The organism is Streptomyces sp. NPDC018026 (genome assembly GCF_044327745.1).
Classification (GTDB): domain Bacteria; phylum Actinomycetota; class Actinomycetes; order Streptomycetales; family Streptomycetaceae; genus Streptomyces; species Streptomyces rubrogriseus.
The window spans coordinates 550,424-572,349 of sequence record NZ_JBIRFY010000003.1 but is presented as its reverse complement, the minus strand read 5'-3'; the positions used below and the strand labels follow the sequence as shown (position 1 = coordinate 572,349).

The following is a 21,926-nucleotide window of genomic DNA, read 5'->3' as shown; positions in this document are numbered from 1 at the left end:
TGCCTTCTCTCTGTCCCTGGGCCGGGGTGGTCGTGGGTGTCGGGTCGGGGGTCATGACGGGGCCGCCTCCAGTCGCCAGCCGTGGGCCTGCGCGCGCCGTTCCCAGAAGGAGGCGTACGTGCCTGCCGCCGCCACCAGGTCGTCGTGCGTGCCGCGTTCGGTGATCTCGCCGTCCTCCAGGACCAGGATCTGGTCGGCGCTCACGACGGTGCTCAGCCGGTGTGCGATGACCAGGAGGGTCCTGCGGGCCGCCAGGGCCCGCGCGGCCTGGGCGAACAGCGCCTCGTTCTCCTGGTCGAGGGCGGCGGTGGCCTCGTCGAGGACGAGGATCGGGGCGTCCTTGAGGAGCGCGCGGGCGATGGACACGCGCTGCCGCTGTCCGCCGGACAGTCGCGCGCCGCCCTCGCCCACCTTCGTGGCCCAGCCCTCGGGCAGCTCCTCGATCACGCGGTCGAGGCCGGAGAGCGCCGCGGCCTCGGCCAGTTCGCCGGGGTCCGCGTGCGGGGCGGCGATGCGGACGTTCTCCTCGATGGTGCCGTCGAAGAGGTAGACGTCCTGGAAGACGAGGGACACGTGGGCCGCGAGGTCGTCGGCGCCGATCTCGCGGACGTCGACGCCGCCGATGCGGACGGTGCCCTCGGTGGTGTCCCGGAAGCGGGCGAGCAGCCCGGCGATCGTGGTCTTGCCCGCGCCGGAGGGCCCGACCAGCGCCGTCATGCTGCGCTCGGGCAGGCGGAAGGTCACGTCGTTCAGGACCGGGCGTGCGGCTGCTCCGGTCACCGGGTCGGCGCCGCCGTCGTAGCGGAAGCCGACCCGGTCGAACTCCACGCTCGCGTCGCGCGGCGTGCGCGGCTCGGCGGGCTGCGGGAACGGCGGTTCGTCGAGGACCGCGCCGAGGCGTTCCAGGGTGTTGCGGGCGATGCGCATCCCGGCACCGGCCTCGGCGGCCGACGACACGCTGTCGATCAGGCGGACCAGCAGCACCAGGAGCGCCAGCAGGGTGGGCACGGTGAGGGAGCCGTCGAGCTGCCAGGACACGCCGAGGGCGAGCAGCAGGGCGAACACGAGCCGGGTGGCGAAGGAGAACGAGACCAGTCCGGGCAGCCCCCGCGCGATGAGCCGCCGGTCGGCGCGCGCCTCGGCCACCAGGGCGTCGTCGAGGGCGCCGTATCCCTCGGCGGTCCGGCCGAACGCCCTCAGTACCGGCTGGTTGCGCGCGTACTCCAGGACCCGGTCGGCGGACTCGCCGATCGCGGCGTCGCGGCCCAGGTCGAGCCGGCGCATCACGGCGCTGCTCGCCGCCTGGACGGCGAACAGCACGGGCGCGCAGACCAGCAGTACCAGGGCGGTGCGGACGTCGAAGAAGAACGTGGCGGCCACCAGCGTCGCCGGGGTGAGCAGGGAGCTGATGAACGGGCGCAGCAGGTGGGCCGGTGTGCTCATCACCTGGATGACGTTCTGTCCGGCGAGCCTGCTGAACTCGGCCGTGCGGCCGGCGTCGAACCAGCCGAGGGGCAGGCGCAGTGCCTGGTCGGCCATACGGTGGTGCAGCACCCGGGAGAGCCGGGAACCGACCGTGAACCCGCCGCTGACGGCCGCGCCCTGGAGCACGGTGTGCGCGAGCGCGCAGCCGGCGAACGCCGCCAGCCAGGGCCACACGTCGTCGGGAGCGGGGCCGAGCAGGGCACGCAGGACGGGCACCAGGAGGGCGAAGGCCACACCCTGGAGGACGGCCGCGCCGCACTGGAGGACGAGCAGCCGGTTCAGCGGACGGGAGCCTTCCGGCCCGAGGACCCGGTAGAGCTGACGGATCATCGTGCACTTCCTTCTCGGATGTGGTCCGTGCTGCTGCTCTGGGCTTCCCAGAGGGTGGCGTAGCGGCCGCCCGCGGCGACGAGGTCGTCGTGGCGGCCCTGTTCGGTGACGCGTCCGTCCTCCAGGACCACGATCCGGTCGGCGGAGCGGACGGTCGACAGCCGGTGGGCGATGACGAGTAGGGTGCGGCCCGCCGCGAGCGCGGACAGCGCGTCCTGGATCAGTGCCTCGGAGTGCGGGTCGGCGTACGCGGTCGCCTCGTCGAGCACGAGGACGGGGGCGTCGGCGAGCAGGGCTCTCGCGATGGAGAGGCGTTGTGCCTCACCGCCGGAGAGCGTGACGGCCGTGCCGAGTTCGGTCGCGTAGCCGTCGGGCAGTGCCGTGACGCGGTCGTGGATGCGGGCGGCGCGGGCGCACCGCTCGACTTCCTCGTCGGTGGCTTCGGGGCGGCCCAGGCGGATGTTGTCGGTGACGCTCGCCCGCAGCAGCCGTACGTCCTGGAGGACGAAGCCGACCCGGCGGTACAGCTCGGTCGCGGGGATGTCGCGGAGGTCGGCGCCGCCGAGGGTCACCGTGCCGGCGGTGACGTCGTGGAAGCGGGGCAGCAGCGAGGCCAGGGTGGACTTGCCGGAGCCGGAGGGTCCGACCAGCGCGGTGACCGTGCCGGGCGCGAGGTCGAGGTCGACGTCGCGCAGGACGTCGGTCCGTCCGTCGTAGGAGAAGGTGACCCCGCGCAGGCAGACGTGGTGGCCGTCGGGCAGGACGGGGGTGGCGGGCTCGGGGAGGGTCGGGGCGTGCAGCAGCTCCGTGATGCGTACGGCGGCGGCCTGGCCGGCCCGGATCTGCTGGATGCGGGGGCCGACGACGCCCATGGGGGCGGCGACCGCGGGGCCCAGCAGGAGGAAGGGGACGAGTTCGGCGCCGGTCAGCCGGTCCTGGGTGACGAACACGGCGCCCAGCACGGTCAGGAGCAGCAGGACCACGGCCGGGGCGACCACCAGTACGGCGGCGGTGGAACTGACCAGGGTGGTGCGGACCCAGCGGGAGAAGAAGTCGGCGAAGCCCTCGGTGGCGTCGACGAAACGCTCGTGGGCCTTGCGGCCGCGGCCGAAGCTCTTGAAGACGGCGATGCCGGAGGCGAACTCCACGGCGGCGGTGGAGATCCGCCCGAGCGCGGCGCCGAACTCGGCCATCTGGGCCGCGGCACCCGCCATCGCCCGGCTGAACAGGAACACGCCGAGCAGCAGGGGGACGAGGCTGACCAGGGCCAGGCGCCAGTCGGCGGTGAACAGGTAGGCCAGGGCCAGGACCGGCGCGGTGAGCACGGCTACGACGTCGAGCAGGGTGTGGGCGAACAGCGTGTGCAGTGCGCTCACGTCGTCCTGCACCGCCTGCTTGACCTCGCCGGTGCCCCGCTCGGTGAGCCGGCCGAGCGGCAGCCGTCCGATGTGCCGGGCGAGCCGGCGGCGGAGGGCGAGCTGGAGGTCGTTGTCGGCGAGGTGGGCGAGGGCGCCGGCCGCGGTGCCGCAGGCCAGGGCGAGAAGCCCCGCGGCACAGGCCAGCGCGACCAGCGGCCACAGGGTGTCGCCGTCGGCGGGGGTGCCCGTCGTGAGTCGGCCGGCGATCTCGGAGACGGCGATGAACGGCACCACTCCGGCCAGGGCCGCGACGGCCTGGAGGCCGACGGAGACGGCCAGTCGGCCCCGGACGGGATCGGTCAGCTCGCGCAGGGGATGCGGTTGTGACTTCACTTGACGAGTACTCCGATTTCGGGGATGGGCCGGCCGCCCGCCTCGGTGATGCGGCGGCTGGTCATACCGGCCTCGCGGGCCAGGCGGGCGACGTCGAAGGTGTGCCAGTCGTAGCTGTCGGCGACCTCGCGCACGGTGCGGCCGTCCCGCAGGACCTTCCAGGTCGTGGTGAACCGCATGGCGTCGCCCTCGGTGGGTTCGCCGCCGATCCACCACTCGTAGGTCTGGCGGCCGATGGTCTCCCTCAGGGACATCACCGGGGGGATGCGGCGGGGCGAGGAGACCCCCATCAGTTCCACGACGATGGGCGCGCCGTCCGGCAGGCGGTCCGCCAGACGCTTCCACAGCGCGACGCGTTCGGGGACGGTGAGGTGGCCGGCCACGCCGAAGATGACGACGGCGGAGAGCCGTTCGGGCAGGACCAGGTCCTGCGCGGCGCCGTCGACCACCGTCACCCTGCGCCGCAGGTCCGGGTCGCGGGCGACCCGGGAGGTGAGCATGGCCCGCATGGTGGCCGACGGTTCGGCGGCGAGGATCTCCGCCTCGGGCAGTGCGGCGGCGACGACCTCGGTCACGCGTCCGGTGCCCGCGCCGATCTCCAGGACCGGGCCGTGCGTGACGTCCAGGCCCGTCAGGACGCGGGTCAGCGGGGGGCCGCTGCTGGCGGTGTGCCGGGTGGCGACCAGCTCGTAGAACTCGGCCGAGGTCGAGTAGTAGTCGATCACGACAGTCTCCTCACGGGGTGCTCGGCCAGGTGCGCCGGGCGTCCGTGGTCAGCGAGGGGTCCATCCTGCGCAGCACGGTGGCGACCACCTCGCGGCGGCGCGGGGTGAGGTAGAAGTGGTCGCCGGGGAAGACCCGGACCTCGGTGCGGGCGCTGGTGAGGTCCGCCCAGCCGGCGGCCCCCGCGCGGCTGCGCCGCTCGCCGAGTTCCGGGTCGGCGTCGCCGGTCAGCACGTGGATCGGGCAGGACAGCGGCGGCCGCGCCTCGGGCCGGTGGGTCTCGATGATCCGGTAGTCGTGGCGGACGGCGGTGAGGACCAGGGAGCGCAGCCCCGGGTCGTCCAGGACCTCACGGCTGGTGCCGCCGAGCCGGGCCAGTTCCGCGCACAGCACGTCGTCGTCCTGGCGGTGCAGTTGCCCGGTCACCGCCGTGCCGGGGGCGGCCCGGCCGGAGGCGAAGAGCCGGCGCGGGGCGGGGGCTCGGCGGCGGTCCAGCTCGTGGGCCAGTTCCCAGGCCACGGCGGAGCCCATGCTGTGTCCGAAGAGGGCGTAGGGCCGGTCGAGCAGCGGCAGTACGGCGTCCGCCACCGCGGTCACCAGCTCGTCCATGCCGGCGCTCGCCGGGTCGTCGAAGCGGTCCTCGCGGCCCGGGTACTGGAGGGCGACGAGTTCGACCTCGGGGGGCATCAGCGCCGCCCAGGGGCGGTAGAAGCCCGCGCTGCCGCCGGCGTGCGGCAGGCAGATCAGCGTGAGCCGGGAGGCGGAACCCTCGTTCCACCGTCTGATCCACGGGCTGTCGGCACGCCCGGCGCGGGCGGCGGACTTCGGCGGGAAGGCGGCGGTCACCAGGTCACCATCAGTTCTTCGAGGCCGAAGGTGGCCGAGTCGTGCTTGACGACGACCTGGTCCCGCTCCCCCGCGAGGCGCAGCGTCGGAACGCGGCGCAGGAGTGTCTCCAGGGCGACCTCCAGCTCCAGCCGCGCCAGGTGCTGGCCGACGCACTGGTGCACTCCGTAGCCGAAGGCCACGTGGTGGTTGTCCGTGCGGCGGAAGTCGACCCGCTCGGGGTCGTCGAACTGCTCGGGGTCGTGGTTGGCTCCGGCGAGGAGCGCGATGACGCCGTCGTCGGCGGGGACGGTGCGGCCGGACAGCTCGATGTCCTCGGCGGCGACGCGCAGGGGTATGGAGTCGGCGACGGACAGGACGCGCAGGAGTTCGTCGACGGCCGCGGGCATCAGGGCGGGGTCCTCGCGCAGTTCCTCCAGCAGCTCCGGCCGGTCCAGGAGGAGCAGGGTGCTCAGGGCGATCATGCTGGTGGTGGTCTCGCGGCCGGCGTTGATGGTGATGCCGAGGGTGGACAGCAGCTGCTCCGTCGTCACGTCGCCGGGGACCAGGTGGTCGGTGACGAGCTTGGAGATGAGGTCGTCGCGGGGTTCCTCCCGGCGCGCGGCGACCAGCCCGGCGAGCAGGCCGAAGAGGCCGCCGAGGGCCTCGGAGACCTGCTCCGCGGTGCTGTTGCGGGAGCCGGAGACCCGGGTGACGTCCCGGAAGTACTCCAGGTCGTGCCGCGGGATGCCGAGCAGTTCGCAGATCACCGACGTGGAGACGGCGTTGGCGTACGCGCTCACGAAGTCCACCGGTCCGCCGGCGGCCAGCATGCCGTCCAGGATCTCGTCCACCCGGGCCTGTACGGCGGGCCGCATCGCGCGGACCCGGCGCACGGTGAACGCCGGCAGGAGCATGCGCCGGTAGCGGGTGTGCTCGGGGGCGTCGGTGCGGATGAAGGGACGGAACCTGGCCCCGGCCTCCTGCTCGCCCTCTCCGAGAGCGGGGAAGCCCGGGCGGCGGATGTCGGCGCTGACGCGCGGGTCGGAGAGCAGTTCCCGTACGTCGTCGTAGCGGGTCACCACCCAGGCTTCCCGCCGGGTCGGCAGGGTGACGCGGGCGACCGGGTCGTCGGTGCGCAGCGCGGCGTACTCCGCGGGGGCGGCGAAGGGGCAGCCGCGCCGGATCGGGAAGTCGCGGGGCGGGGTGGCGCCGGGGGTGTGGGCGGCCGTCGGGGTTTCGGGGGGTGTCATCGTGGTCCTCAGCCGTGGGTGGAGGTGGAGACGGGGGCAGGGGTGTTCGGGGCGTCCGGTGTCCGGGTGAGTACGGCCAGCGGGGGTGCTCCGGGGCGGGTGGGCAGGGTGCGGACGGTCATCCCGGACTCGGCCGCGACGTCCTTCAGGCCGAAGGGCGTCCACCGGTAGGAGTCGCGCACCTCGCGCTGTGCCTCGGTGGCGTCGTCGCGGTAGACGCGCCAGGTGGAGTGCAGCCGCATCACGCCGTCCTCGGTCTCGTCCGGCGCTCCGCCGAACGACCACTCGTAGCGGTGCCGTCCGGCGGTCGCGGTGGCGAGCCTGGTCTCGGGGAGGGTCAACGGCTCCTCGAACTGCATGAGTTCGACGACCACCAGGGCGCCGGGTGCCAGCCGCCGGTTCAGCCGTCGCCAGAGCCTGGCTCGTCCGTCGGCGTCGAGGTGACCGAGGACACCGCACAGCAGGACGGCGCTCACCCGGTCCGGGAGCTCCAGGTCGGGCGCGGCGTCCGCGGTGACGGTGACGCGGGAGCGCAGGTCCGGGTCGCTGAAGACCCGGCTGGTGAGCACCGCGCGCATGCCCACCGCCGGTTCGCAGGCCAGGATCTCGGCGTCCGGCCGGGCACGGGCGACGGCCTCGGTCACCAGGCCGGTGCCGGCCCCGATGTCGACCACCGGGCCGCCGCTCAGGTCGGCGTCGGCCAGGAGCGCGGCGACGGCGGGTGCGCTCGCGGTCGCGGTGTGCTCGGCGGCGACGAGGTCGAAGAACTCGGCCGACGGGGTGTAGGACGAGGCACTCGAAGGGGCGCTGGCGCGGTGGGTGTCGGCCCCGTCCGTGTCGGCGCCATCCGTGTCCGTACGGTCCTCCGTACGGTGCGCGTCGGTGCGAGCCGTGTCGGCGCGAGCCTGCTCCGGGGCGGGGAAGACGTCGCTGACCGCGAGCGGCCGCGGGGTGGCCGGACGGACGATGTCGGGCGGCCCGAGCCGTGCGGCGAGGTCGGTCCAGATGCGGCACACGGCCAGGTCGTACTGCCCCGCGCGAAGGGCGTCGCCGCCCTGCTCGACTGCCGCCCGGAGCCCGTCGAGAGCGTGGCCGACCGCTTCCGGCCACAGGTCGGAGAAGACGGTGCGGAAGGTGCCGGTGGTCCCCACGACGGCCGTGGTGCCCAGGCCCAGGCGACCGGTGCCGGGTCCGTCGAGGACGAAGCGCCGGTCGGCGTCCCGTCCGACGTGCAGCCGGGGGCTCCACAGCACGGGGCCGTGGGTGTCGGCCAGGGTGAGGACTCCGCCTTCCGTGCCGATCGAGATCCGGTGCCAGTGCAGGGCGTGGTTGTCCCGGTCGGAGGGGTCGAGCTGGTGGTGCACGCGCAGGGTGAGGGGTACGCCCGCCAGCATGCCGTGCAGGGAGCGGAACGGCTGCGGGCCGATGTCGGCGGGCAGCGGCGCCGGGTCCGCGAACCGCCAGGGCCGCAGGGTGCCCATCGCCCGCCCGAGGATGTCCACCAGCGGGTGCATCAGGTGGACCGGGGTGGCGGCGTCCACGAAGAGCGGGCGCTGTTGTGCGACGAGCCTGCGGGCGGCGTCCACGAAGTCGCGGACCGGGGCGACGTGCGGGTAGTGGGTGTTGAGGCGGTACTGCACTCCCCGGCGGCGTGCGTGTGTGAGGTTGTCGGTCAACTCGGTGAGGTGGACGGGGTGTTCCTGGAGGACGTGGATGCCCCGGTCCATGAGCGCCCGGGCCAGCTCGGTGCCCTGCCCGCCCGAGATGGCGGAGCTCACCGCCACGCACGCGGCGTCGATGCCTTCCGGGAGGTCGTCGACGTCCGTGTAGTGCGGGACGCCGAGTCGCTCCGCGCAGGCCCGTGAGGCGGCCGAGCCCCGGCTCAGGATGCCGGCCGGCGCGTATCCGGGGCGCCGGTGGGCCGCCTCGGCGTAGAAGCGGCCGAAGTTGGTGCCGCAGACCAGCACCCTGAAGGGCGTCGATGTGTTCACAGCACGCCCTCTTCCACCTGGTCGGCACCGGCCGCCGCTCCGGTGGGCCGGAGGTCGGCGACGTTCCGGGCGCGCAGGTGCCGCACCACGGCGTCGGGGTCGAGTACGTCGCAGGCGAAGTGCACGCCCGCCGGTACCCCGCCTCGCAGCACCGCGTCCACCGCGAGCGCGCCCACGGCCCCGGTGAGCCGGTAGCTGCTGGCCGCGCGCAGGGTCAGCCCCGCGGTGGCCGCCTGTCCGGACGCGGTGCCGGACAGCTCGAAGTCCATGACGTACCAGGGCTTGCGCCCGGCCAGGTCGAGGTCGGCGGCGAGGATCAACCGGTCCGCCAGCTCCGCCGGTTCGTCCCCGGCGGCGAGGCGTCCCGGCAGTTGGTTGAGCAGCGCGCGTACGGCGGGGCCGGGGTGGACGTTGTACCAGTCGAGCCGGTCGAGGCCGAGGACGGTGGCGAGGCGTTCGCTCTCCTGGCTGAGGTAGGGCTGGAGGGCCACCTGGCCGGGGAAGGACCGGTGTCGGGTGTCCTCGGCCGTGCGCAGGGCGCGCGGGACACGTCGGCCGCCGCGGACCGCGGCGAGGGCCTCGCCGTAGGCCGCGCCGTCCGCTCCTCCGGAGGTGAGGGAGAGCATGAGGTCGTGCGCCACCGTCGGCGAGCAGGTCTCCAGGCCGCCGCAGTGGGCGGTCAGCGCGGCGGCGCCGTCCAGGCCCTGCCCGGCCAGCCAGCGGGGCAGGAGGCTGGACAGGCCGGGCAGGGCTCCGGCGGACAGGACGACCGTGCGGCCGTCGCGGGCCGGGTCACCGGCCGCGCGGAGGTCCTCGGCGGCCGGGTCGTCCCCGGCCACGTCGACGCAGTGCGCCGCGGCATCGAGTGCGGCGGCAGCCACCGTGGCACGCAGCCGGTAGGTGGGGCCGACGCAGTTGAGGACGATGTCGCAGCCCTCGGTGAAGGCGCGCAGGCCGTCCGGGGCGTCGGCGTCCGCCCATACGGTCACGTCGTGGCCGGCGGGTTCCTCCTCGGCGACCGCGCGCAGGGTGGAGACGGTCCGGCCGCCCAGGCGGAGCCCGGTGTGGCCGAGCGCGCGCAACTCGCGTACGGCGGCGCGTCCCACCGCTCCGGAGGCGCCCAGGACTCCGATCACGGGCTTGGGCACGGACTTGGTCACAGGATTGGTCACGGGCTTGGTCATCGGGTGATCGCCCCCTGGGTCAGCTCGCCGAGGGTCTTGAGGATTCCGGGGGCGTGTTCGACGGACAGGCAGCTGTAGTGGTCTCCGCCGATGTCGACGATGTCCAGGTCGCCCAGGGTCAGTTCCTCCCAGTAGGCGGTGACGGCGTCCTTGCTGCCGGGGAAGGGGTAGGCGCCGTCGTGGCGCAGGAAGGTGATGTCACCCGCGTAGGGCTCCGCGTGGTAGCGCGTGATGGCGAAGACGCTCTGGCGGAAGGCGAGGAAGAGCCGTGTCATGTGGTCGGGTTCGTAGGTGCCGGCCGACGCGGGCACCGCCTCGCACATCCGGGCGATTCGGGTGGCGCGGGGGACGTCGGCGAGTCGCCGGAAGCAGCTCGCGACGTCCTCGAACTCCTCCCCCAGTGCGGCGAGTCCGCCGTCCGGCAGGACGCCGGGACTGGCGGCCAGGACGGCGTCGGCCGCGGCGGCCACCCGGTACTGGTCGTCCGGGAACCCGAGGTCGGCCGGGTCGATGCCCATCATGACGGCGAAGGAGTACTCGGCGAGGAGTTCGTCGTCCAGGCGGAAGCGGGGGCTGTGGCTGCTGATGACGGTGAGGCTCTCCACCTCCGCTCCCGACTCGGCCAGGTTGCGGGCCACTTCGGTGGCGATCAGGCCGCCCAGGCAGTAGCCGACGACGTGGAAGCGGCCGCGGCCGTCAGCCGTCAGCGCCCGCGCGTAGTCGGCCGCCATCCGCTCGATGAGTCCGTCCGGCGGTGCGGCGAGGAATCCGCTCAGGTCCGGGACCTCCACCCCGACGACCTCGGCGAGGCCCGGCGAGCGGCGCCTGATCTCGGTGACCAGCGCCCGGTACGGCATGATCGTGGCGGTTCCGGCGTGCACCAGCACGGTCGTCGGCTCGTCCTCGGAGCGGGAGCCGTGCAGGTGGATCACCGGGTCCGTGCGTACGGCGCCGGACGCGGGCGTGTCCTCGGGACCGGCCAGGCCGCGCAGGAACCCGGCGAGGCCCGCGACCGTGGGGCGGCGCAGCATGTGGCGCAGGACGACCTCCCACTCCAGGTCCGCCGCCTGCGGTACGCGTTCCCGCAGCCGGCCCACCATCCGGGCCACCAGGAGCGAGTCGCCGCCCAGGTCGAAGAAGTCGTCGTTGCGGGTGACGCGTTCGACCGCGAGGAGTTCCGTCCACAGCTCGGCCAGGCCGTTCTCCAGTTCGTCCTTCGGCTGCTCGGCCACGACGACCGGTGCGCTCTCCCGGGGCAGCCAGGACCGCAGGCGCGCGCGGTCGGTCTTGCCGTTGGCCGTGCGGGGCAGGGTGTCGACGACCTGCCAGACCGCGGGGAGCATGTACTCCGGGAGCCGGGTGGCCGCCGTTCGGGCCAGTTCTCCCACCGGCACGTGGTGCCGGTCGTCCTTCATCGTGGCGATGAACACCTCCTGCCCGGTGCGTGCCAGGGCGTCCCCGGCGGCGGGCAGCGAGGTGACCCCCGACGCGTCGTGCCCGTCGAGGAGGTCACGCCACTGGGTGTGGGTGAGGAAGGACTGCCCGGTGTGCTCGCGCACGTCGGTCCAGGTCCGGCCGGCGACCTCCAGGAACTCCATGGAGACCAGCAGGGGGAGGTTCTCGTCGCGGGTGTTCTCCACGAACACGAGCTGTCCGCCCGGCACGAGCAGTTCCCGCAGCCTGCCCACGGCGGCGTCCGCGTCGGCGGCGGCGTGCAGGGTGTTGGCGCAGACCACGACGTCGAAGGTGTTGGGCAGCAGGTGCTGGGCGCGCGGGTCCTCGTCGACGTCGAAGCGCTGGTAGCGGACCCAGGCGTGGTCGGCGAAGCGCTCGCGGGCTTCGTTCAGGAAGAACGCCGAGGGATCGGTGAACAGGTAGTCGACGCCGTACTCGGCGAGGGCGGGCACCAGTTCGCCGGTGGTGCCGCCGACGCCGCCGCCGACCTCCAGCACCCGCAGCCGCTCCTCGCCGGTGTGGCCCGCGGCGATCTCGCGCAGCGCGGCGACCACGGCGCGGTTGAGGTGCCGGATGGCGAGGTTGTCCCGGTAGGCGGCGTCCGCGGCCTCCGTCGCCGCCCCCGGGAAGAGCAGGTCCCGGATGCCGACGTCTCCGGAGACCAGCTCGGGCAGCCGCTCGGCGCAGGTGCGCATGACGGTGAGCAGTTCGGTGCTCCACCCGATCTCGTGCTCCAGGTCGGCGGCCCGCCGCCACCGGCGCTCGGTCTCTTGTGCGGGGACGGGGCGCAGGCCGGTGTAGGTCGCGTCGGCGTCCCGGTGGGTGAGCAGGTCCCGGGCGGCGAGGGCGCGCAGCCAGCGGCGCACGATGTGCCGGTGGCGCGGTGTGGCGCGCAGTGCCGTGCCCACCTCCTCCGCCGTGCGTGCCGCGGACCCGTCGAACACTCCGGAGGCGGCGAGGACCCGGGTCATCTCCGCGACGGCCACGTCGTCGAGGGCGGCGAGGAAGTCGGTGAGCCGTGCGGCGTCGACGGCCGCGCCCGCTTCGCGTACCGCCTCGGCGGCTGCCGTGCGCGCCTGTTCGCGGCTCGTCACGGCGGGCCCGCCGTCCTTGCGTGCTGTCTCGACGAAGGCGGCCAGGCGCCGCCCACCCGCCGCCGAGTCGTCCACGACGACCGCGCCCGCCGCGACCGCGGGGTGGGTCTGTACGGCGGCCTCCACCTCGGCGAGTTCGACCCGGTAGCCGCGGATCTTGATCTGGGCGTCCTCCCGGCCCAGGAACTCGATGGTCCCGTCGGGCAGGTAGCGGCCGAGGTCGCCTGTGCGGTAGAGCCGCTCTCCGGTGGCGGAGTCGGTGCGGAACCGTTGTGCCGTGCGCTCGTCGTCGCCGAGGTAACCGAGGGCGACACCGGCACCGCCGATGTACAGCTCGCCCGGGACCCATTCGGGCCGCGGCCGCAGGTGCCGGTCGAGCACGGCGAAGGTCTGGTTGGTCAGGGGCTTGCCGTACGGGATGCTGGGGCGGGTGGTGTCGACCTCGCCGATCGGGTGGGCGATGGACCAGATGGAGCCCTCGGTGGCTCCGCCGAGGGAGACGATCTCCAGTCCGGGCAGGAGCTCACGGGCCTGGTCGGGCAGCGAGACCGGTATCCAGTCGCCCGATATCAGGGCCAGGCGCAGTGAGCCGTCGTCGGTGGGGGGCTCGGAGCGGAGCCAGTCGCACAGCATGTGGAGCTGGCCCGGCACGGAGTTCCACACCGTGACGCCGAAGTCGCGGACGAGTTCCGCCCAGTGGGAGGGGTCGCCGCGCCGGTCGGACCGGGGCAGGACGAGGGTGGCGCCCACGGCGAGCGGTCCGAACAGGTCGTAGACGGACAGGTCGAAGCCGAGTCCGGCGATGCCGAGGACGCGGTCGCGCTCGTCGACGGCGAAGCGGCGGTTGATGTCCTCGACGGTGTTCAGGGCGGCCCGGTGGCTGATCATCACGCCCTTGGGCGTGCCGGTGGAGCCCGAGGTGTAGATGACGTAGGCGAGGTCGTCCGGATCCCGGCGGGCGGCGACGGGCGTGCGGTCCGCGGCGGCCTCCCCGACGAGGTCCACGGCGACGGGCGACACGGTCGACGGGAGGTCCTCGAGTTCGGCGAGCCAGGACTGGGTGAGGACGGTGCGGACGCCCGCGTCGGCGACGATCGTGTCGCGGCGGGCCGCCGGCTGGGCCGTGTCGACGGGCAGGTAGGCGCCGCCCGCCATGAGGATGCCGAAGACGGCGACGACCTGTTCCCAGCCCTTGTCCATCCAGATGGCCACCGGTTCCCCGGGGCGCAGTCCGGAGGCCGTCAGCCGCTGGGCGAGTCCCGTGGCGCGGGCGACGAGCTGCCGGTAGGAGAGGGTCAGTTCGGGGGTGCGGACCGCGATCGCGTCCGGTGCGGTCCGTGCCCGGGCGAGTACGGGTTCGTGGAGCAGGGCGTCCGGGAGGGGGCCCTCGGTCGCGTTGACCGCGCTGCGGCGCTCCGCCTGCGCCGGGGGCAGCGGGATGCGGACGGGCGCGTCCCAGGCGTCCTCCCCTGCCTCGCCCTCGGCCGAGAGCGACCGTACGAGTGCCGTGTACGCCTCGAACATGGCGTCGGCCGCCCCGTGGGCGAGCGCGCCCTCCCGGATGTCCCAGGACAGGCTGAGGGTGTCGCCGCGGTGCATGACCTGGCAGTCCAGCCACACCTGCGGTGTCCGGGTCACGGCGTACTCCACCTCGGGGGGCACGCCTTCGGACGTGGCGCCCGCGCCGAGGGCGCTGGTGAAGACAACCGGCATGAGGACCGGTCCGCCGGCCCTGCGGGAGAGTTCGGCGAGCACCTCCGAGCCGGTGAACAGCGGGTGTGCCAGGTCTTCGAGGAGCTGTTCGCCCACGGCCCCGGTCCGTTCGGCGAAGGTGGCCGGGGTGTCGAGGTCGACGGCGAGGAGTTCGAGCGAGGTGAAGTCGCCGATGAGGCGGTCGATGTCCTCGTGCAGGGCGGGCCGGTCGACGGTGGGCACGTTGAGCGTGAACCGGCTGGTCCGCGACCAGGCGCCGACCGTCTCGGCGTAGGCGGCGAGCAGGGCCGTCGACACGGTCAGGCCGCGGCGCGCGGCCCGTTCGGTGAACCGGTCCCGGTCGGCCGCGGGCAGCAGGACCTCCAGTCGGCGGAACGCCACCGCCTCGCCGTCGGACGCCGGGCCGCGGCCCGCTTCTCCCGGCTCGCCCACCGCGGCCTGCCAGGCTTCGGCGAGGGGCAGTTCGGGGGCGGGCGGCAGGGTGTCGAGCCGTTCGGTCCAGTAGGCGCGGTCGCGGGCGTGGCCGTCGGTGTCGGCGAGGGCGCGGCGGGCCAGGACGTAGTCGCGGAAGGTGATCCGCGGCGCGTCGGCGAGGGCGGCGCCGCCGTAGCTCCGCTGGAACTCGGCGAGCAGGATGCGCAGGCCGGCGTGGTCGACGACGAGCATGTCGAAGGAGAGGTGCAGTACGGCCCGCCGGCCGGTCCGGGTCACGTGCACGTCGAAGAGGGGCCACTGGTCGGTGGGCGCCTCGCGGGCGGACAGCCGCGCTCGGGTGTGCCGCACCCGTGCCTCGGCGGCGTCGTCCGGCAGCGCGGTCAGGTCGTCGGCCCCGACGGGCAGCGGGGGCACCTCGGGCAGGACCCGCTGGTGGCCGTCCTGGTGGATGACGGCCCGGAGCATGTCGTGCCGCTGGACCAGGTGCCGCCACACGGAGGTGACGCGGTCGACGTCGAGGTCGGGGTAGGCCAGCTCCACGTAGGCGTGGCAGCCGACGCCGCCGTAGGCGTAGGCGTCGGTGCGGCCTATGAGGTAGGCGGCCTGGATGTCCGTCAGGGGGAAGGGGTCGTGGCGGTGGTCGGGGTCGGCCCGCAGTACCGGTCCCGGCGCCTCCAGGTGACGCAGGATGGCTTCCTTGTGCGTGCGCAGTTCGGCGCGGTGCGTGTCGGTGAGGGTGCCCTGCGGGGCCCGGAAGCGCAGTTGTCCGTCCTGGGCCCAGAGCACCACGCCCTCGTCGGCGTAACGGCCCAGCAGTTCAGCGATGTTCACAGCTCTCCGGTCTCGTAGGCGGTCCCGTGGGCCGCGAGCGTTCGGGTGATGTCCGCGGCGAGCGCGGCGATCGTCGGTGCGGCGAAGAAGCGGCGGGCGGGCACAACGGCCCCGAAGCGGCGCTCGATCGCCGTGAGCAGGCGCAGCGCGGTGAGGCTGTCGCCGCCGGCGGTGAAGAAGTTGGCGTTGCGGTCCGGCGACCCGTGCGGCAGGCATGCCTGCCAGAGCGCGGCCAGGGCCGTCTCGGTGTCGCCCCGTGGCGGCTCGGCGACGGCGGAGCCTGCCTCGGGTCCCGCCAGGCCGGTCAGGGCGGCCCGGTCGACCTTGCCGTTCGCGGTGAGGGGCAGGGCGGGCAGCACCAGGATGCGGGACGGGACGGCGTAGGCCGGTACCCGCTCGGCCAGCAGGGCGAGGAGGCCCTCGGTGAGTTCGGGGTTCTCGACCGGCTCCGTGTGGTCGCCGAGCGGTGGCTCGTGCGGTACGGCGAACGCCACCAGGCGCCTGGCGGTGCGCTCCCCCACGGCCAGGACGGCGGCGCGCGCGACGGCGGGGTGGGCCTCCAGCGCGGCCTCGACCTCGCCCGCCTCGATGCGGTGGCCGGCGATCTTCAGCTGGCTGTCGAGCCGGCCGAGGAACTCCAGCAGTCCGTCGGCCCGGAACCGGCCCAGGTCTCCGGTCCGGTACCAGCGCCGCCCGTCCCGTTCGACGAACTTCTCGGCGGTGCGGACCGGGTCGGCCAGGTAGCCGCGGGCCAGTCCCTTGCCGCCGATCCACAGTTCGCCCGGCGCCCAGTCGGGGCAGTCCCGGCCGTCCCGGTCGACCACCCGGTAGTGCTGGCCGGTCAGGGGGCGTCCGTAGGGGATGGACACCCACCGGGGGTCGGGTTCCGTGACGGTGAGGGTGTTGGACCAGATGGCGGCCTCCGTGGCTCCGCCCATGGCGACGAACACGCAGAGCCCCTCGGTCCTGGCTCGCAGCCGGGCGGGCAGGTCGAGACCGATCCAGTCGCCGGAGACCAGGGCGGTCCGCAGCCCCGCGATCCGGCGCCCTTCCCGTCCCTCCTGTCCGTCGGCGTCGAGCAGCAGGTCGAGCAGGGCGGGGACGGTGTTCCAGACGGTCACGCCGTACCGGTCCAGCAGGTCCGGCCAGCGGGCCGGTGCACGGCGTTGGTCCTCGGTGGGCAGCAGGAGGGAGCCGCCCGCGGCGAGCAGGCCGAAGACGTCGTACACGGACAGGTCGAAGTCCAGTGCCGACAGGGCGAAGACGCGGTCGTCGCCGCGGATGCCGTGGCGGGCGTTGATGTCCGCGATCGTGTTCCAGGCGGCGGCGTGGGTGATCTCGACGCCCTTGGGCTCGCCCGTGGAGCCCGATGTGAAGATCACGTAGGCGAGCGCGTCGGGAGCCGTTCCGACCGGCTTGGGCAGCGGCTCGCCGCCCTGCGTGTCGGCCGGGGACAGGGTGCGGGGGCCGTCGCCGTCCGTGGCGGGCCAGCCGCCCAGGACCACGTCGAAACCGGCCGTGGCACGCACCCGCTCCAGCCGTGCGGCGGGTTGTTCGAGGCTCAGGGGGACGTAGGCGGCGCCCGCCGCGAGGGTGCCGAGGACCGCCGCGACCTGTTCCGGGCCCTTGGGCAGGGTGACCGCGACCAGTTCGCCGGGCCGCACCCCGGCGCCGTCGAGCGCGGCGGCGGTGCGCAGGGCCTGTGCGGCGAGGGTTCCGTAGGTCACCTCCTCCCCGGCCGTCGTGACGAGGGCGGTGCGGTCGGGGGTGGCCGCCGCGTGGGTGAAGAACATCTCGTGCAGCGGGCGCGGCGTCGCCGGTTCCAGGGCGGCCTCCCGTGCCGCGGCCTCCCGCCGTTCGTACTGGGAGGCGGGCACCAGGTCGGGGAGCGGTGCCTCCCGGTCACCGTCCACGAGGTGCCGCAGCAGCCGCTCGTAGGCGGAGAACATCGCGTCCAGCACACCCTCGGCGAACAGTTCCTCGACGGCGTCCCAGGTGACGACCAGGTTCCCGGACTCCTCGGTGACCTGGTTGTCCAGGCAGACCTGCGGGGACTGGGAGATGCCCCAGACCTTCGGGGGGAGCCCGGTGCCCGGTCCGGCCAGCGTCGCGTCCCCGACGCCGATGGCGCTGGTGAACACCACGGGTGCGGCGGCGTCCACCGTGCCCGTGCGCCGGCCGAACTCCCGCAGCAGCCAGTCGATCGGTACGTCGGCGTGGTCGAGGTCCTCGGCCTGACGGCGTTGCAGCGCGGCGGCCGCCGCCCGCCAGCCGGCACCCTCGCGCCGGTAGCCGGCGAGGGACAGGGAGGTGAAGTCGCCCAGTACCCGGTGGATGTGGGGGTGGACGTCACGCCGGTTGAAGAGGGTGAGCGTGACGGTCACGGCGTCGGTCCCGCTCCAGGCCGCCAGGACCTCCGCGTACAGGGCGAGCAGGACGGTGGACGGGGTCAGGCCGTGCCGGGCGGCGTCCCGCTTGACGGCCTGCCAGTCTCCGGCGGGCAGGCTCAGCCGGCGCCGGGTGAAGACGGGGGCGTCGAGCGTCGCCGGGTCCCGGTCGAAGGGCAGGGCGGGCGGCGGCGGCAGTTGCGGCAGGCGGGCCTGCCAGTGGGCGCGGGCCCGCGCGGTCGACCCGGGGTCGGCCGGGAGGCGGGTCAGGTAGTCGCGGAACGACACGCCGACGGGGGGAAGTTGGTGTTCCGGGTCGGCGTAGAGCGCGTTCAGTTCGGCGTAGAGCGTCGTGATGGAGAGCGCGTCGAGCACGAGGTAGTCCAGGCCGATGCCGATCCGGGTCCGTGTCTCGCCGCCCTTCGCGCCGCCCTTCTCGTCGCCCTTCTCGCCGCCCTTCTCGTCGGCGTCCTCGTCGGCGTCCTCGTCCGCCCGGTGGCGCACCGCCTCGATGGCGAAGAGCGGCCAGCGGGCGGGGTCGCGGACCTGCTGGGACAGGCGGGCGCGCAGGCCGGCCAGCGCCTCGGCCGCGCCACCAGCTCGGGCGTCGTGCACGGGTATGCGCACGGGTGGTACGTCGGGCAGGACGCGCTGGTGCCCGTCCTTGACGACCGCGCGGAGCATGCCGTGCCGTCGCACCAGGGTGTTCCAGGCGCGCTCCAGCCGGTCCAGGTCGACATCGGCACCGTCGAACTCCGTGTAGTGCCAGGTGCCCACGCCGCCGAGGGTGAATCGGGGGTCGCGGCCGGTGTGGTAGGCGGCCTGGACGTCGGTCAGCGGGAACGGCTCGTGCGCGTGGTCCGGATCGGGCACCAGGACGGCAGCGGTGGCCGCGGCCGGTTCCTCGCCGCTGGTCGTCGCGGGGTGCAGCGTCTCGCAGAAGTGCCGGAGTACGGGGCGGGCGAAGAGGTCGGCCACGCGGGCGCCCGGGAAGCCCGCGGCGCGCAGCCGCCCGATCATGCGCGTCGCGACCAGTGAGTCGCCGCCCAGCAGGAAGAAGCCGCTCTCGCGTCCCACTTCGGCCACACCGAGCAGGTCGGCCCATTCGGCCGCCACGGCGGTCTCCACCGGGCCGGCCGGTGCCGACGTGACGGGTCCTTGCTGCCCGGCGGCCTCGGTCAGCGCCTGCCGGACGGCCGTCCGGTCGAGCTTGCCGTTGGCGGTCAGCGGCAGGTCGCGCAGGACGAGGACGCGCTCGGGGACCATGTGGGCGGGGAGGCGTTCCGCCGCCCGCAGGCGGATCTCGTCCGGGTCGGGTGCCCCGCCGGGGGCGGAGACGGCCGCGGCGAGGTGGCGTACGGGCGTGTCGAGGACGGTCGCGACCGCGTGCAGGACGGCGGGGTCGTCCTCCAGCGCGGATTCGACCTCGCCCAGTTCGATGCGGTGGCCGCCGATCTTCACCTGGTGGTCGGCGCGGCCGAGGAACTCCAGCACGCCGTCGGGCCGGTAGCGGGCCAGGTCGCCGCTGCGGTACCAGCGTTCGCCGTCGTGGTCGACGAAGCGTTCCGCCGTGCGTTCGGGGTCGGCGCGGTAGCCGTTGGCGACGCCGGGGCCGCCGATCCACAGCTCGCCCGGGACGAGATCGGGGCAGTCGCGTCCGCGTCCGTCCACGACACGGGCCCGCATGTTGCGCAGCGGAACGCCGTAGGGGACGGACTTCCAGGCGGGGTCGGTCTCCTCCACCTCGAACACCGTGGAGTGGACGGCGGCCTCGGTCATGCCGCCGAGCGCCACGAAACGGCAGGCGGGGACCAGCGCGCGGAGTCTGCGGGGCTGGTCGAGCCCGATCCAGTCGCCGCCGAGCAGCACCATGCGCAGCGAGTCCCCGAGGCCCTCGTCCTCCCCCGCGGCCATCAGCAGGTCCAGCAGGGCGGGCACGCACTGGACCAGCGTCACCCCGTGCGTGCGCACCAGCCGCGCCCAGTGGTGGGCGTCGCGGCGATGCTCCTGTCCGACGGCCACCACCTGACCGCCGAGGGACAGCGGGGCGAAGACGTCCCAGGTGGCGAGGTCGAAGTCCAGCGCGGAGATGGCGAGCGTGCGGTCCGCCGGGCCGAGCCCGAGCTGCGCCTCCATCGCCTCGACGGTGTTGACGACCGCCCGGTGCGACACCTCGACGGCCTTGGGCCGTCCCGTAGAGCCGGACGTGAACAGCACGTAGGCGGCCAGGCCGGGGTCCGGCCGGACGACCGGCGCGGGCCGGAGCCCGGAGGCTGAGGCGTCCTCCAGGAGCACCACCGGGGCCGGGGAGACGTCCTCGCACAGGTGGGCGTGGTTTCGGTCGGTGAGTATCGCGGCGGCGTCGGCCACCGCGTGGATGCGTTGCCGGCGCACCGCGGGCTGTTCCACGCCGACGGGGGCGTAGGCCGCGCCCGCGGCCAGGACGCCGAGGACCGCGGTGATCTGGTCGTCGCCCTTGGGCAGGGTGACGGCGACGGTGTCGCCCTCCCGCACGCCCCGGTCGTGCAGCAGCGTCGCGATCCGCCGTGCGGCGTGGGCGAGTTCGCCGTAGGTGAGGGTGTCGCCGGTCGTGCGGACCACCGCGGTGCGGCCCGGCTCGGTCTCGGCCAGCCGGAAGAAGCGGGTGTGCAGGGCCCGGTCGGCAACGGGCGTGGCGGGCAGGGCCGCCACCGCGCGCCGGGGCAGGACGTCGGGGGCGAGCAGGCCGTCCACGGGCCGGGCCCAGGCGTCGGGGTCGGTCACCAGGCGGGTGACGAGGCGGCGGTAGGCGTCGAACGCGGCGTCGGGCACACCGGACTCGAACACGCCGTCCCGCACGTCCCAGTTGAGGAGGAGACCGCCGTCGAGTTCGGTGACCTGGGCGTCCAGATACACCTGCGGGCCCTGCGAGATGATCCAGGAGGGGTGGCCGAAGGACTTCTGGACATCCTGCTCGAAGATCTCCCCCAGTCCGATGGCGCTCGTGTACACGACGGGAGCCAGTACCGGGGCTCCCTCGGCGCGGGCGAGGTCGCGCAGCACCTCGACCCCGCCGTACGCGCCGTGGGAGATTCCCGCCTGCAGCCGCTCCTGGAGGCCGCGGGCCTGCCGGGAGAAGGGAAGGGGCGCGCTCAGGTCCGCGTCGAGCAGCACCGAGCTGCTGAAGTCGCCGACGAGTCCGGCGACTTCGGGTGCGAACATCTCCCGGTCGAACAGCGGCAGGTTGAGGAGGAAGCGCCGGCTGTCGCTCCAGGCGGCGATCACCTCGGCGAAGGCGGTGGCGAGGGCGGCGGCGGGGGTGACGGCGTGCCGACGGGCGGCGCCGAGGAGGGCGGCCTTGTCGGCGGGGCCGAGCCAATGGTGCAGGCGGCGGGAGTGGGTCAGCGGGCCGTCGTCCGCGGTGACCGGGGTCAGGGGGTCGACGGTCGTCGGCAGTCGCGGCGCCCGCGGCAGTTCCGGCAGGCGCTCGCGCCACCAGGCGGCGTCCCGCTCACGATCGGTCCGTCGCCGGGCCTCGTGCTCCGCGAGGTAGCGCCGGCAGTCGAGCCCGAGTTCGCGCGGCGGTTCGCCGGGACACTCGTAGAAGCGGCGCAGGTCGGACAGGAGGACCCGCAGGCTCAGCGCGTCACCGGCCATCATGTCCAGGTTGATCTGGAGGCGGGTCCTGCCGTCGGGGAGCAGGCACAGGGCCGCGCGGAAGACGTCACCGGCGCCGATGTCCGGGCGGGTGTGGGTGTTGCGCTCGCGGAGCAGTTCCAGTGCGGACTCGGCGTCGACGGGGGCATGCTCCCGCAGGTCGTGGACGGTGAGCGGCACACCGGCGGCACCGAAGCGCTGGCGGCCGTCCTCGTCGAAGACGGCCCTGAGCATGCCGTGCCGCAGCACGAGCGCCCGCAGGGCGGCGTCCAGTCGGGCCGGGTCGACGCCGTGGCCGTCGAGTTCGACGTAGAAGTGCGCGGCGACGCCGCCGAGGGGCTGTCCGTCCTGGCGTCCGACCCAGTAGGCGTGCTGCATCGTGGCCAGCGGGAAGGAGTCCGGGTTCGAGTCCGGCTCCGCCCCGGTCGCCGGCGCGGGCGGGGCGGTGATGACCGTGTCGTCCGGCGCGGCGTGTGCGAGCAGGGTCGTCCAGTCCCGCAGGGTCGGCCTGCTCGTCAGGTCCTGGAAGGTGACCCTGCTGCCCTGGCGCCGCCAGGTGCCGACCAGGGACATCAAGGCCAGTGAGTCGAGGCCGAGTTCGAAGAGGTCGCGGTCGTCGTCCAGCTCCTCGGGTGCGATCTCCAGCGCGCCTGCCACGGCTTCACGCACCGCGGCGGGGTCGTGGCGGTGGCGGCTGCCGACGTCTCCTTCCGCTGTCCGCGCCTGGACGACTGCTTCATCGCTCACTGGTGCTGCCTTCCCGTCGACCGGAGCTAGATAGAAATGATTATCATTTCTATAGTTCACATCGTAATCACACGACGGGACTCGGC

General features: G+C 74.2%; 9 protein-coding genes. All 9 read right to left on the bottom strand.

Annotation, left to right across the window (positions count from 1 at the left end; genetic code table 11):
- Positions 1-51: 51 nt before the first annotated feature.
- Genes ACH4D3_RS12710 through ACH4D3_RS12670 form a run of 9 tightly spaced genes read right to left on the bottom strand, consistent with a single transcriptional unit; the run spans position 52 to position 21,840 of the window.
- Positions 52-1,815 (bottom strand): ABC transporter ATP-binding protein, encoded by a 1,764-nt coding sequence (locus ACH4D3_RS12710; protein ID WP_398320419.1) that lies wholly within the window; start codon positions 1,813-1,815, stop codon positions 52-54.
- Positions 1,812-3,566, bottom strand: coding sequence for an ABC transporter ATP-binding protein (locus ACH4D3_RS12705; RefSeq protein ID WP_398320416.1), 1,755 nt, complete (start codon positions 3,564-3,566; stop codon positions 1,812-1,814). Before ACH4D3_RS12705 ends, ACH4D3_RS12710 begins: the two co-directional genes overlap by 4 nt.
- Positions 3,563-4,291, bottom strand: a complete 729-nt coding sequence (locus tag ACH4D3_RS12700; RefSeq protein ID WP_398320413.1) for a class I SAM-dependent methyltransferase — start codon at positions 4,289-4,291, stop codon at positions 3,563-3,565. The genes ACH4D3_RS12705 and ACH4D3_RS12700 overlap by 4 nt, the downstream gene beginning before the upstream one ends.
- A 10-nt stretch (positions 4,292-4,301) precedes the next feature.
- The gene (locus ACH4D3_RS12695) at positions 4,302-5,135 is read right to left on the bottom strand and encodes a thioesterase II family protein (RefSeq protein ID WP_398320410.1); all 834 of its coding nucleotides are present in this window, start codon (positions 5,133-5,135) and stop codon (positions 4,302-4,304) included.
- Positions 5,132-6,367, bottom strand: a complete 1,236-nt coding sequence (locus ACH4D3_RS12690; protein ID WP_398320407.1) for a cytochrome P450 — start codon at positions 6,365-6,367, stop codon at positions 5,132-5,134. Before ACH4D3_RS12690 ends, ACH4D3_RS12695 begins: the two co-directional genes overlap by 4 nt.
- A gap of 8 nt (positions 6,368-6,375) precedes the next feature.
- Positions 6,376-8,358: a Gfo/Idh/MocA family oxidoreductase gene (locus tag ACH4D3_RS12685; protein ID WP_398320404.1), complete on the bottom strand. Its 1,983-nt coding sequence runs from the start codon at positions 8,356-8,358 to the stop codon at positions 6,376-6,378.
- Positions 8,355-9,506, bottom strand: coding sequence for a saccharopine dehydrogenase NADP-binding domain-containing protein (locus ACH4D3_RS12680; protein WP_398321106.1), 1,152 nt, complete (start codon positions 9,504-9,506; stop codon positions 8,355-8,357). Before ACH4D3_RS12680 ends, ACH4D3_RS12685 begins: the two co-directional genes overlap by 4 nt.
- A 32-nt stretch (positions 9,507-9,538) precedes the next feature.
- Entirely contained in the window at positions 9,539-15,070 is a 5,532-nt protein-coding gene (locus ACH4D3_RS12675; protein ID WP_398320401.1) for an amino acid adenylation domain-containing protein, read from the bottom strand.
- Positions 15,067-21,840: an amino acid adenylation domain-containing protein gene (locus ACH4D3_RS12670; RefSeq protein WP_398320398.1), complete on the bottom strand. Its 6,774-nt coding sequence runs from the start codon at positions 21,838-21,840 to the stop codon at positions 15,067-15,069. The genes ACH4D3_RS12675 and ACH4D3_RS12670 overlap by 4 nt, the downstream gene beginning before the upstream one ends.
- Between the last annotated feature and the right edge of the window lie 86 nt (positions 21,841-21,926).